Annotated in this window: 10 protein-coding genes; 6 read left to right on the forward strand and 4 right to left on the reverse strand. The window is 74.8% G+C overall.

Annotation, left to right across the window (positions count from 1 at the left end; translation table 11 throughout):
* The 5 genes from EPD83_RS02645 to EPD83_RS02665 all read left to right on the forward strand — a co-directional run.
* Window positions 1-1,070 (forward strand): ammonium transporter (locus EPD83_RS02645; RefSeq protein WP_165566175.1); only part of this gene is annotated, 1,070 nt, incomplete at its 5' end.
* The gene (locus tag EPD83_RS02650; protein WP_128367876.1) at window positions 1,067-1,405 is read left to right on the forward strand and encodes a P-II family nitrogen regulator; all 339 of its coding nucleotides are present in this window, start codon (window positions 1,067-1,069) and stop codon (window positions 1,403-1,405) included. The genes EPD83_RS02645 and EPD83_RS02650, both read left to right, overlap by 4 nt.
* A 3-nt stretch (window positions 1,406-1,408) precedes the next feature.
* Window positions 1,409-3,805 (forward strand): [protein-PII] uridylyltransferase, encoded by a 2,397-nt coding sequence (locus EPD83_RS02655; protein WP_165566176.1) that lies wholly within the window; start codon window positions 1,409-1,411, stop codon window positions 3,803-3,805.
* A gap of 159 nt (window positions 3,806-3,964) precedes the next feature.
* Window positions 3,965-5,578: a signal recognition particle protein gene (gene ffh, locus EPD83_RS02660; RefSeq protein WP_165566177.1), complete on the forward strand. Its 1,614-nt coding sequence runs from the start codon at window positions 3,965-3,967 to the stop codon at window positions 5,576-5,578.
* A 516-nt stretch (window positions 5,579-6,094) separates the two neighbouring features.
* Window positions 6,095-6,901: an alpha/beta fold hydrolase gene (locus tag EPD83_RS02665; RefSeq protein ID WP_128368409.1), complete on the forward strand. Its 807-nt coding sequence runs from the start codon at window positions 6,095-6,097 to the stop codon at window positions 6,899-6,901.
* An 8-nt stretch (window positions 6,902-6,909) separates the two neighbouring features.
* On the opposite strand, the gene EPD83_RS02670 is transcribed toward EPD83_RS02665, so the two are convergent.
* The 4 genes from EPD83_RS02670 to EPD83_RS02685 all read right to left on the reverse strand — a co-directional run bounded on the left by EPD83_RS02670 (window position 6,910) and on the right by EPD83_RS02685 (window position 10,576).
* Window positions 6,910-7,773: a helix-turn-helix transcriptional regulator gene (locus tag EPD83_RS02670; protein WP_165566178.1), complete on the reverse strand. Its 864-nt coding sequence runs from the start codon at window positions 7,771-7,773 to the stop codon at window positions 6,910-6,912.
* A 31-nt stretch (window positions 7,774-7,804) separates the two neighbouring features.
* Window positions 7,805-8,587, reverse strand: coding sequence for an SDR family NAD(P)-dependent oxidoreductase (locus tag EPD83_RS02675; RefSeq protein WP_128367777.1), 783 nt, complete (start codon window positions 8,585-8,587; stop codon window positions 7,805-7,807).
* 68 nt (window positions 8,588-8,655) lie between these two features.
* Complete coding sequence (locus EPD83_RS02680; RefSeq protein WP_128367778.1) at window positions 8,656-10,002, reverse strand: MFS transporter; 1,347 nt, start codon at window positions 10,000-10,002, stop codon at window positions 8,656-8,658.
* Window positions 9,995-10,576, reverse strand: coding sequence for a winged helix-turn-helix domain-containing protein (locus EPD83_RS02685; protein WP_205859383.1), 582 nt, complete (start codon window positions 10,574-10,576; stop codon window positions 9,995-9,997). The genes EPD83_RS02680 and EPD83_RS02685 overlap by 8 nt, the downstream gene beginning before the upstream one ends.
* A gap of 315 nt (window positions 10,577-10,891) precedes the next feature.
* On the opposite strand from EPD83_RS02685, the gene EPD83_RS02690 reads away from it, so the two are divergent.
* Window positions 10,892-11,977: an amidohydrolase family protein gene (locus tag EPD83_RS02690; RefSeq protein ID WP_205859384.1), complete on the forward strand. Its 1,086-nt coding sequence runs from the start codon at window positions 10,892-10,894 to the stop codon at window positions 11,975-11,977.
* Window positions 11,978-12,021: the final 44 nt, after the last annotated feature.

The following is a 12,021-nucleotide window of genomic DNA, read 5'->3' on the forward strand; positions in this document are numbered from 1 at the left end:
CCGAGCTCGCCTTCGTCGGGTTCCAGCTGACCTTCGCCGTCATCACCGTCGCCCTCATCAGCGGCGCCGTGGCCGACCGCGTGAAGTTCTCGACCTGGATGGTCTTCGCCCCCATCTGGGCCACCCTCGCCTACTTCCCGATCGCCCACATGGTCTGGGGCGGCGGCATCCTCGGCGGCTCCGGCAGCAGCATCTCCGGACTGCTCTTCGGGTCCACCGACGGTGCGGCCGACGTCGCGCCGATCGACTTCGCGGGCGGCACCGTCGTCCACATCAACGCCGGTATGGCGGGCCTCGTCCTCGCCCTCGTCGTCGGCAAGCGGGTCGGGTTCGGCAAGGTCCTCATGCGCCCGCACAACGTGCCGCTCGTCATGATCGGCGCGGGCCTGCTGTGGTTCGGCTGGTTCGGCTTCAACGCCGGCTCCGAGCTCGCGCCCGACGAGACCGCCGCGCTCGTGTGGGTCAACACCACCGTCGCCACCTGCGCCGCGATGCTCGGCTGGCTCGTCGTCGAGAAGGTCCGCGACGGCAAGGCCACCTCGGTCGGCGCCGCCTCCGGTGTCGTCGCCGGTCTCGTCGCCATCACCCCGGCCTGTGGCAGCCTCTCGCCCATCGGCTCGATCATCCTCGGCGCCGTCGCCGGTGGCCTCTCGGCCCTCGCCGTCGGCCTCAAGTACAAGTTCGGCTACGACGACTCGCTCGACGTCGTCGGCGTCCACCTCGTCGCCGGCCTCTGGGGCACCGTCGGCGCCGGCCTCCTCGCGACCGAGACCGGCCTCTTCTACGGCGGCGGCATCCAGCAGACCGTCGTCCAGGTCGTCGTCGCCCTCGCCACGGTCGTCATCTCCGGCGTCGTCACCCTCGTCATCGCCCTCGCGCTCAAGGCCACGATGGGCTGGCGCATCGACGAGGACGTCGAAGTCTCCGGGATCGACCAGGAGGAGCACGCCGAGTCCGCCTACGAGTTCGCCACCCGGGGTGGCCGGATGGGCGGCTCGTTCGCCCCGGCCCCCACCGCCTCGGCCCGTGAGCACGAGGAGACGCACGACCTCGAAGGAGTCCAGCGATGAAGCTCGTCACCGCCATCATCAAGCCGCACCAGCTCGACGAGGTGAAGGAGGCCCTCGAGGCCTTCGGGATCCAGGGCATGACCATCAGCGAGGCCCAGGGCTACGGCCGGCAGCGCGGGCACAGCGAGGTCTACCGCGGCGCGGAGTACACCGTGGACTTCGTGCCCAAGACCCGCCTGGAGGTGCTCGTCGACGACATGGACTCCAGCTCCGTCGTCGACGTCGTCCTCAAGGCGGCGCAGACCGGCCGCATCGGTGACGGGAAGGTCTGGGTGACCCCCGTCGAGGAGGTCGCCCGGGTCCGCACCGGGGAGCGCGGGGTCGAGGCGATCTGAGCGATGCCGACCTCCTCGAGCGACATCGGCTCCCGGAGGCTCGACCTGGCCGGCACCCGCGACTTCAACGTCGCCGGTGCCGGCCGGGCGCGCCGGGAGGCGTTGTCCGCGTTCAACCGATCGTGGCTCGCCGAGGTGTGGCGCTCCGCGACGGGCGGGGCGCGCACCGAGGGGGTGGCGCTCGCCGCCGTCGGCAGCCTGGGCCGCGGTGACGCCGGCCCGCTGTCCGACTACGACCTGCTCCTGCTGCACTCCGAGCGCTCGATGCCCGCCAAGGAGCTGACGGCGCTCGCCGACCGGGTCTGGTACCCGATCTGGGACGCGGGGGTCCGCCTCGACCACGGGGTGCGCACCGTCACCCAGTGCCGCCAGGTGGCCGCGTCCGACCTCACGGCCGCCGTCGGGCTGCTCGACCTCTCGGCGGTCGCGGGGGACGCCGAGATCGTCGCCGCCGCCCGTTCGACGGTCGCCCACGACTGGCGCGGCAACGCCCGCAAGCGGCTGCCGCAGCTCGTCGAGGCGCTCGCCGCCCGCTACGCCCGCCAGGGCGAGCTCGCGCAGACCATCGAGCCGGACCTCAAGGAGGCCCGCGGCGGCCTGCGCGACATGACCGTGCTCACCGCCCTGGCCGAGGCCTGGCTCGCCGACCGCCCGCACGGCGGGCTCGACGCCGCGTACGGGCTGCTGCTCGACGTGCGCGACGCCGTCCACGTCGTCACCGGCCGGGGCCGCAACCGGCTCGGCCGCGAGGACCACGACGCCGTCGCCGCGCTGCTCGGGCACTCCGACGCCGACGACCTCCTCACCTCCGTCTCGGACGCGGGCCGGCTCATCGCCTACGCCCTCGACGGCACGATGCGCCGGGCCGGGCAGTCGCAGCGCGCCCGCACCCTGCGCGTCGGGCCGCGCCGGCCGCAGATGACCCCGCTGGGACACGGCCTCTTCGCCAGCGACGGGGAGGTCGTCCTCGGCTCCTCGCGCCTGGCCGAGGCCGACGCCGGCATGCCGCTGCGGGCCGCGGTCGTCGCCGCCCGGGCCGGGCTGCCGCTCGCCCCGGCGACGCTGGACAACCTCGCCGGCGCCGGTCCGCAGCTGCCCGTGCCGTGGCCGGACCACGCCCGCGACCTGCTCGGCGACCTGCTCGCGTCCGGGCCCGGGCTCGTCACGGTGTGGGAGGGCCTGGACCAGGTCGGCATCGTCGAGCGCTGGCTGCCGGAGTGGACCGACGTGCGCTCTCGGCCGCAGCGCAACGCCGTCCACCGGCACACCGTTGACCGGCACCTCGTCGAGACCGTCGTGCGCGCCGCCGGGCTCGTGCGCCGCACCTCGCGTCCGGACCTGCTGCTCGCCGCCGCGCTGCTGCACGACATCGGCAAGGTCCGCGGCGCGCACGACCACTCCGTCACCGGGGCCGCGATCACCCGCGCCGTCGCTTTGCGCTGGGGCTTCCCCGAGCGCGACGTCGACGTCCTCGAGCTGCTCGTGCGCGAGCACCTGACCCTCATCGAGCTCGCCACCCGCCGCGACCACCAGGACCCGGCCACCGTCGACGCCGCCGTCGCGACGGTCGGCGGGGACCGCGAGGTCTTCGAGATCCTCCTCGCCCTCACCGAGGCCGACGCCTCCGCCGCAGGACCGCTGGCCTGGACCGACTGGCGCGCGACGCTGCTCGAGCAGCTGGCCGTCGCCGTCCGGGCACGGCTCGACGCGCCCCGGCCGGCGGCGGGGGAGGACGTGCCGGTCGCCGTCACCCCGGTCGGCGCGCTCGACCCGGCCGTCGCCGACGCGGTGCGCTCCGGCGAGCCGCAGGTGCGGGTCGTCTCCGGGGGCGGGTCGCACCGCCTCGACATCCTCGACACCGACAGGGTGGGGCTGTTCGCCGACACCGCCGGGCTGCTCGCCGCCGAGGGGCACACCGTGCGGACCGCGATCCTGCGCACCGTCGACGGGGTCGCCGCCAACGAGTGGCACGTGGAGTCGCCGAGCGGCGCCGTCCCCGAGCCGGAGCGCATCGTCCGCGGCCTCTCCCGGCTGGCCCGCGGCGACCGCGGCCCGCTCCAGACCCTCGACCGCCGCCGGGCGCACCTGGCCCGACCCTCGCGCGACTCCGGCGTCGGCTCGCCCGGCCAGGCCCGTGCCCTCGTCGTCCCGGGCGCGAGCTCGGAGGCGACGGTGCTCGAGGTCCGCGCCCAGGACCGGCCCGGCCTGCTCTACGAGCTCGGGGCCGCGTTCGCCAGGGCCGGCATGTCGGTGCGGTCGGCCCACATCGCCACCTACGCCGGGCAGACCCTCGACACCTTCTACCTCACCGGCAGCGACGGCCTGCCGCTGCCGCCCGCCCGCGTCGCGCAGGCCGTGAGCCTCGTCATCGACACCTGCGACGGCGTCACCCCCTCCTAGTCCGCCGCGACGTCTCCCACGTCCGGGGTGGGCCGACGCCGGCGCTTCTCGCCGGGGCAGCGTGTGCCGGCGGAGCGCGGTCCACCCGCGGCGGCCCGGGACGCGGGTGGCGGACGCGGTCGGGGCGGGCGGGGGCGGGCCAGCCGTTAGGGTTGACCGGTGTTCACGAGCCTGTCCGACCGCCTGACCGAGACCTTCCGCAACCTGCGGACCAAGGGCCGCCTCAGCGAGTCCGACGTCAACAAGACGGTCCGCGACATCCGGCTGGCGCTGCTCGACGCCGACGTCGCGCTGCCGGTCGTCAAGGCCTTCACCGCCAACGTCCGCGAGCGGGCCCTCGGCGCCGAGGTCAGCGAGGCGCTCAACCCGGCGCAGCAGGTCGTGAAGATCGTCAACGAGGAGCTCGTCGACATCCTCGGCGGCGAGACCCGCGGCATCCGCTTCGCCAAGCAGCCGCCCACGGTCATCATGCTCGCCGGGCTCCAGGGCTCCGGGAAGACGACGCTCGCGGGCAAGCTCGGGTACTGGCTGCGCGAGAAGGGGCACACCCCACTGCTCGTCGCCGCCGACCTCCAGCGCCCGAACGCCGTCACCCAGCTCGAGGTCGTCGGCGAGCGGGCCGGGGTCAAGGTCTTCGCCCCCGAGCGCGGCAACGTCGCCGGGCACGACGCCGTCGGCGCCGACATCGAGGGCACCCGCTCGCACGGCGACCCCGTGTCCGTCGCGCGGGCCGGCATCGCCGAGGCCACCGCCCGCCAGCACGACGTCGTCGTCGTCGACACCGCGGGCCGGCTGGCCGTCGACGCCGACCTCATGCAGCAGGCCGCCGACATCCGCGCGGCCATCGAGCCCGACGAGGTCCTTTTCGTCATCGACGCGATGATCGGCCAGGCCGCCGTCGAGACCGCCGAGGCGTTCCTCGAGGGCGTCGGGCTCACCGGCGTCGTCCTGTCCAAGCTCGACGGCGACGCCCGCGGCGGCGCCGCGCTGTCGGTCGCCTCGGTCACCGGGCAGCCGATCATGTTCGCGTCCACCGGCGAGAACACCAAGGACTTCGAGGTCTTCCACCCCGACCGGATGGCCTCGCGCATCCTCGACATGGGCGACGTGCTCACCCTCATCGAGCAGGCCGAGAAAGCGTTCGACCGCACCCAGGCCGCGGAGATGGAGCGCAAGTTCCTCGCCGCCGAGGACTTCACCTTCGACGACTTCCTCCAGCAGATGGCGGCCATCAAGAAGATGGGCTCGCTGAAGTCGATCCTCGGGATGATGCCGGGCATGGGCCAGATGAAGGCCCAGCTCGACTCCTTCGACGAGCGCGAGTTCGACCGCGTCGAGGCCATGGTGCGCTCGATGACGCCGTTCGAGCGGACCCACCCCAAGCAGATCAACGGCTCGCGGCGGGCCCGCATCGCGAAGGGCTCGGGCGTGACGACCTCCGAGGTCAACCAGCTGCTCGAGCGGTTCGGCGACGCGCAGAAGATGATGAAGCAGCTGGCCAAGGGCGGGGGCATGCCGGGGATGCCCGGGATGCCGGGCATGGGCGCCGGTCCCGGCAAGCGCGGCGGGAAGCAGCAGCCGCAGCGCAAGAAGTCCAAGTCCGGCAACCCGGCCAAGCGCGCGGCCGAGGAGCGCGCCGCCCGCGAGAAGTCGACGCAGCCCCGGCCCACCGGCACGAGCTTCGGCGGCGCCGACGGCCCCGGCGGCTTCGACCCCTCCTCCATCGACCCCTCGCAGCTGCCCAAGGGGTTCGAGAAGTTCCTCGGCAAGTGACCGCCCGGCCGGCGACGCGACCCGTCGTGTCGCCGCCCCCGTCGCCGCGCGCCACCCCGTCGCCGACGAGCGGACGACACGATGGTCGTCGGACCCGGCGACACGCCGCTGTCGGTGGCTTGCGGACCCCGTCGTGTCGTCCTCCCGTTGCGTCACGCACCCAACGGGCGGACGACTCGACGGTCGTCAGGCCCGGCGACACGCCGCTGTCGGTGGCTTGCGGACCCCGTCGTGTCGTCGCCCCGCTACCCCGCGCCACCCCCGTCCCCGACGAGCGGACAACACGCTGGTCGTCGGACCCCACCGACACGCCGCTCCTGGGGGTTTTTGGCCCCGTCGCGTGTCGTCGCCCCGCTGCCCCGCGCCACCCCCGTCCCGGACGAGCGGACGACACGACCGTCGTCGGACCTCACCGACACGCCGCTGTCGGCGGCTTGCGGACCGCGTCGTGTCGCCCCCCCGTCGTGCCGTCGTCCCCGGCCGCCGTCGGCGTCGACCGGTGAGTAGGCCCGCCGCATGAGCACACCCCTCAACACCCTCGCCGTCGGCACGGCCGGGCCCCGGGTCGCCTTCCTCCACGGCCTCTTCGGGCAGGGCCGCAACTGGACCCAGATCGCCAAGGCCCTGAGCGGCCCGGACGGCGACGCCGCGCGCTGCCTGCTCGTCGACCTGCCCGACCACGGCCGCTCGCCGTGGTCGGAGGATTTCTCCTACGCGGGGTACGCCGACGCCGTGGCCGCGACGCTCGAGGCGCACGCGCCGGGGGAGCAGTGGGTCGTCGTCGGGCACAGCCTCGGCGGCAAGGTGTCGATGGTCCTCACCCTGACCCACCCCGACCTCGTGGCGAGCCTCGTCGTCGTCGACATCGCGCCCAGGGGCTACGGCAGCCTCGAGCGCTTCCAGGGCTACATCGACGAGATGCGCGGGCTGCCGCTGGCCGCGCTGACGAGCCGGGCCGACGCCGAGGGCCGGTTCGCCGAGCCCGACCCGGGCGTCAAGTCCTTCCTCCTGCAGAACCTGCGCCGCAGCGGCACGGAGTGGTCCTGGCAGGCCAACCTCGACCTCGTCCACGCCGACGCGGAGCGGGGGAGCGGCTCGCTCATCGCGGGCTTTCCGGACCTCGCCGGCGCGCGCTGGGACGGGCCCGTCGTCTGGCTCGCCGGCGGCGAGTCGGAGTACGTCCGCGACGAGGACGTCCCGGCGATGCGCGCCCTCTTCCCCCGCACCCGGCTCGTCCGGGTCAACGGCGCGGCGCACTGGGTCCACACCGACGCCCCGGGCGTCGTCGTCGAGACGCTGCGCCGGGTGCTGCGCGCCCTCTGACCGAAGCCTCAGGCGGGCTCGTCACCGGGCGGGAAGGACGTCGTCCCGATGACGCCGAGCAGCCGCAGCCGCTCCGCCGTCTCGGCGCTCGCCGCGGTGAAGACGAGCAGCGACTGGCTCTGCTCGGCGTCGAACAGGGTCGTGCAGTAGACCTCGAGCAGGCCGACGTCGGAGACGAGCCGCTTGCGCTGGGAGTGCTTGTGTCGCACGTCGTGGCGCGCCCACAGCGCGCGGAACTCGGCGCTCTCGGCGGTCAGCGCGGCGACGACCTCGCCCGCGGTCGAGGCGTCCCCGTGCCGGGCGTAGGCGGCCCGCAGGTCGGCGACCATCTCGGCCCCGCGCTGCTCCCGGTCCTGCGCGGGGTAGACCTCGCGCGAGGCCGGGTCGGTGAACCACCGGTGGACGGCGCTGCGCCCCGGCCCGTCGGCGCCGGTGTGGTCGCCGAACACCGCCGCCGCGGGCGGGGTGATCGCCAGGCACTCGCCGGCCGCGCCGAGGACCATCGCCGGGGTGTCCTGGAGCCGGTCGAGGATCCGCATGATCCCGGCGTCGACGTGCTGGTGGCGCCCGGCCCGGCTCGGCGTCGGGAAGCCGCCGAGCCGGAACAGGTGGTCGCGCTCGTCGAGGCTGAGCCGCAGCCCGCGGGCGAGGGCGGCGAGCATCGGCTCGCTCGGGTGCGGGCCGCGCTGCTGCTCGATCCGGCCGAGGTAGTCGCTCGACATCCCGGACAGGGCCGCGACCTCCTCGCGGCGCAGCCCGCCGGTCCGGCGGCGCGGACCGCGAGGCAGGCCGACGTCCTCGGGCCGGAGCGCCTCGCGACGGGTCCGGAGGAAGTGCGCGAGCTGCGCGCGGTCGCCTCTGGTGCCGGTCACGCGTCCATCCTCGCGCGGGAGGCGGGCCCGGTCACAGGAGCATCCCGCCCGAGGCCTCGATCCGCTGCCCCGTGACCCAGCCCATGCGGTCGGAGGCGATGGCGGCGACGGCCGACCCGATGTCCTCGGGCCGCCCGACGTGGCCCATGGCGATGACCTGCGCCAGTCCGGCGCGGATGCCCTCGTCGTCGCGCAGGCCACCCCCGCCGAAGTCGGTGGCGGTCGCCCCCGGCGCGACGGCGTTGACGGTGATCCGGCGCGGCCCCAGCGCGTGCGCGAGGTAGCGGGTCCAGACTTCGACGGCGCCCTTCACGGCGCCGTAGACGGCGTAGGTGAACATCGAGCTGAAGCGGGCCAGGCCGCTGGAGGTGTTGACGACGCGCCCGCCGTCGACGAGGTGCGGGACGAGGGCGTCGGTGAGGAGGACGACGCCGGTGAAGTGGACGTCGACGAGCGAGGTGACGTGCTCCCTGGTGATCTGGCCGAGAACGGTGTCACCGGAGATGCCGGCGTTGTTCACGAGGACGTCGAACGTGTCGCGGCCCCACGTCGAGCGCAGGGTGTCGACGAAGGTCGCGGCGAACGCGGGGATCGCGTCGTGGTCGGCGGTGTCGAGCCGCAGGGCGGCGGCGCGGCGTCCGAGGCCCTCGACCTCGGCGACGACGGCGCGCGCCTCGTCCTCGTGGCTGCGGTAGGTGACGACGACGTCGACCCCGTCCCGGGCGAGGGCGAGCGCCTCCTCGCGGCCGAGACCGCGGTTGGCCCCCGTGACGAGGGCGATCTTCTGCTGGGTGCTGGTGGTGTTCTCGGTCATGGCTCCAGCGTGCGGAGTCGACGCGAGCGGAGGAAGGCCGCACCTAACCCCGGACGAGGAGTCCCCGGCTACGGCCGCCGGAGTCGGCGGGGCGGGGCGGCGGGAACCGGCAGGTCCTCGATGGTGCGCAGTCGCAGGACGGGGGAGCGGACGATCCAGACGAGGCAGAGGACGCCGCCGAGCCCGCCCACGACGATCGCGGGGCCGGTGCCGACGAGCCCGGCGAGCAGGCCGCCGCTCGCCGCCCCGAGCGGCCGGACCCCGTAGTTGACGGTGGTGAACGCCCCGCTGACCCGGGCCCGCACGGCGTCCGGGATGACGACCGTCTTCACGGCGTTCGCAGGGATGTCGAAGAGCATGACCCCGAACGCGCTCACGCACTCGACGGCGCCTAGGACCACGGCCTTGCCCAGCTGGCCGCCCTGAGCCAGCGGCATCGCGGCGAGCGGGGCGGTGAAGAGCAGTGCGCCGACCGCGAGGGTCCGGCCGACGCCGAGCCGGGTGATCGTCCGGCTCGTGACCGCCGCCCCGACGAGGCCGCCCACCGCCCCGACCCCCATCGCCAGGCCGATCGTGCCGGCGGGCAGGCCGAGGTCGCGGCTCGCGAAGACGACGGTCAGCGAGAACACGACCATCGTGAAGAAGTTGACCCACGTGACGCAGCGCAGCAACGGGGCGAGGTAGGGGTCCCGCAGCAGGAAGCCCACGCCCTCCGCGAGGCGGCGGCGCAGCGACGTTCCGTCGTCGGGGTCGGGCGCGGGCTCGGTGACGTCCACCGTGCGCAGCAGCAGGGCGGACGCGAGGAAGGACAGCCCGTCGACGAGCAGGGCGACCGGGGCGGTGAGCAGCTGGACCAGCCCGCCGCCGACGGCCGGTCCGGCGACGAACGACCCGGACCTCGTGGCGCTGAAGAGGCTGGTGGCCTCGACGTACTGCGAGCGGTGGACCAGGGCGACGAAGAAGGGGTTCCACGCCGAGCGGAAGAACGTCGACCAGGCACCGAGCAGCACGGCGACGGCGAACAGGTGCGCCAAGCCGAGGACCCCGAGCAGTGCGGCGACGGGCACGGTGACGACGACGGCGGCGCGCACGACGTCGGCCAGCACGAGCAGCCGGCGCTTGCGGTGCTGCCGGTCCACCCACGACCCGACGAGCAGGGCGAGGACGTTCGGCAGCCAGACGACCGCGGTCAGCAGGGCGACCTCGGTTGCGCTCGCGTCCAGGAAGGTGACGGCGACGAGGGGCAGGGCGAGCTCGGAGACGCGGTCGCCGAGCTCGGAGACCCCCTGGGCGCCCCAGGCCCGGACGAACCGGCCGGTGCGCCACAACGGCAGGCGTGACGGGACCGGCGCGTCCGGCGGGTCGTGCACCTCTCGCGGCGGGCCGCCGGCCGCGACGCCGGTGCCGTCAGTCATCGCCGGGGGCCGCGTCGGGGAGGGTGTGGCGCAGCAGCCGGACCATCCGGACGCCCGGAGGAGCCGACGACGGGTCATCCTTGCGCAGGACGTAGGGCGCGAGCAGCTGCTCGACCGCGGCCTCGAACGCCTGCGCCTCCTCGACGGTGACGAGCACGCGGGTGCTCGACCGCCCGGACACCGCGAGCCACTCCGGGTCGAGCCGGGGCTCGACCTCGCGGTGCCAGTCGCCGACGACGTCGCCCTCCGTCTCCTCGATCACGCGGGAGAGCAGGCGGGCCGCCTCCGTCCCGCCGGGGGACGTGCGCTGGAAGCGGAAGCCGCGCGCCGACGCCTCCCACCAGCGCTCGCGGCCGCTGCCGGCGGTGGCGGCGTCGCGGACGAGGCCGTGCTCGGCGAGGTGGCGCAGGTGCCAGCTCGTGACCGACGGCGAGGCGCCGACCTCGGGGGCGAGCCGGGTGGCGGTACTCGGGCCGCCCAGCTGCAGGCGGGTGAGGAGGCGGACGCGCACCGGGTGGGCCAGCGCGCGCATGCCGCGGGCGTCGAGCTCGATGTCGCCGTACGGGTTCGTCACGGTTGCTCCAGATCGTCGTGGCGGTCAACGTGAGAGAACCCTATCGAGAGGTTCCTCTCACGTCTACGGCGCGCGTGAGCTTTCTCGCCTGATCCCGCGAGGTTCGGGTTCGCGCAGGAACCGAGGGTGCGCGAACCCGAAGGTTCCGGGATCAGGCGAGAAAGTTCGGACGGGGGGAGGACGGCAACGGGACGAGGTCGAGCACGGGGGCGGGGACGGGGGACGGGTCGGGAGGGGACGGGGGCCGGGGGCGGACGGGGTGGGGCTGGGTCGCGGAGGGGGTGTCGGGGCGGGGGGCCTCGCTAGGGTCGGGCCATGGCATCGGTGCTGCACCTCACGGGTCCCGTCCTCGTCGGCCGCGAGGAGGAGCGCGCCGAGGCCTGGGTCGTCGGCGGCCGGATCACCTACGACCGGCCGGCGGGGGACCACGAGGTCACGACGGTCGACGGCTGGGTGCTGCCGGGGCTCGTCGACGCGCACTGCCACGTCGGCCTCGTCGCCACCGGTGCGACGGACGCGGCGACCGCCGAGCAGCAGGCCCTCACCGACCGCGACGCCGGCACGCTCCTCATCCGCGACGCGGGCTCGCCGAGCGACACCCGCTGGGTCGACGACCGCGCCGACCTGCCGCGCATCGTCCGGGCCGGCCGGCACATCGCCCGGACGAGGCGCTACATCCGCAACTTCGCCTGGGAGGTCGAGCCCGAGGACCTCGTCGCGCAGGTCCGGACCGAGGCCCGTGCCGGCGACGGCTGGGTCAAGCTCGTCGGCGACTGGATCGACCGCGACGCCGGCGACCTCACCCCCTGCTGGCCGGCCGACGTCCTCGCCGAGGCCGTCGCCGCCGCCCACGAGGAGGGCGCCCGCGTCACGGCGCACTGCTTCGGCGAGCAGAGCCTGCACGACCTCGCCGCCGCCGGCACCGACTGCGTCGAGCACGCCACCGGGCTCGTCCCCGAGAGCATCGACGCCTTCGCCCGGCAGGGCATCGCCGTCGTCCCCACGCTCGTGAACATCGACACCTTCCCGCAGATCGCCGAGCCGGCACGCGAGAAGTTCCCCGACTACCACCGGCACATGCTCGACCTGCACGCCCGGCGGTACGAGACCGTCGCCGCGGCGCGGGAGGCCGGGGTCCCCGTCTTCGTCGGCACCGACGCCGGCGGCTCGCTGCCGCACGGGCTCGCCGGCGAGGAGGTGCAGCGGCTCACCCGGTGCGGCTTCTCCGCGCTCGAGGCCCTCGACGCCGCCACGTGGGCGGCCCGCGCCTGGCTCGGCCGGCCGGGCCTGGAGGAGGGGGAGGAGGCCGACCTCGTCGTCTACGCCGCCGACCCGCGCACCGACGTCGGCGTCCTCGCCCACCCCCGGGCGGTCGTCCTGCGCGGCGCCGTCGTCGGCTGACCCGGGTCTCTCACAGGTCCGGTCCAGCCACCTCGGAGCCGGCG

The sequence above is a fragment of the Phycicoccus flavus genome (assembly GCF_004025965.2).
Lineage (GTDB): Bacteria > Actinomycetota > Actinomycetes > Actinomycetales > Dermatophilaceae > Phycicoccus > Phycicoccus flavus.

Coding starts and splice junctions, on each gene's coding strand:
- EPD83_RS02650 (WP_128367876.1), top strand. CDS start 1,067: ATGAAGCTCGTCACCGCCATCATCAAGCCGCACCAGCTCGACGAGGTG.
- EPD83_RS02665 (WP_128368409.1), top strand. CDS start 6,095: ATGAGCACACCCCTCAACACCCTCGCCGTCGGCACGGCCGGGCCCCGG.
- EPD83_RS02690 (WP_205859384.1), top strand. CDS start 10,892: ATGGCATCGGTGCTGCACCTCACGGGTCCCGTCCTCGTCGGCCGCGAG.
- EPD83_RS02675 (WP_128367777.1), bottom strand. CDS start 8,587: ATGACCGAGAACACCACCAGCACCCAGCAGAAGATCGCCCTCGTCACG.
- EPD83_RS02680 (WP_128367778.1), bottom strand. CDS start 10,002: ATGACTGACGGCACCGGCGTCGCGGCCGGCGGCCCGCCGCGAGAGGTG.
- EPD83_RS02655 (WP_165566176.1), top strand. CDS start 1,409: ATGCCGACCTCCTCGAGCGACATCGGCTCCCGGAGGCTCGACCTGGCC.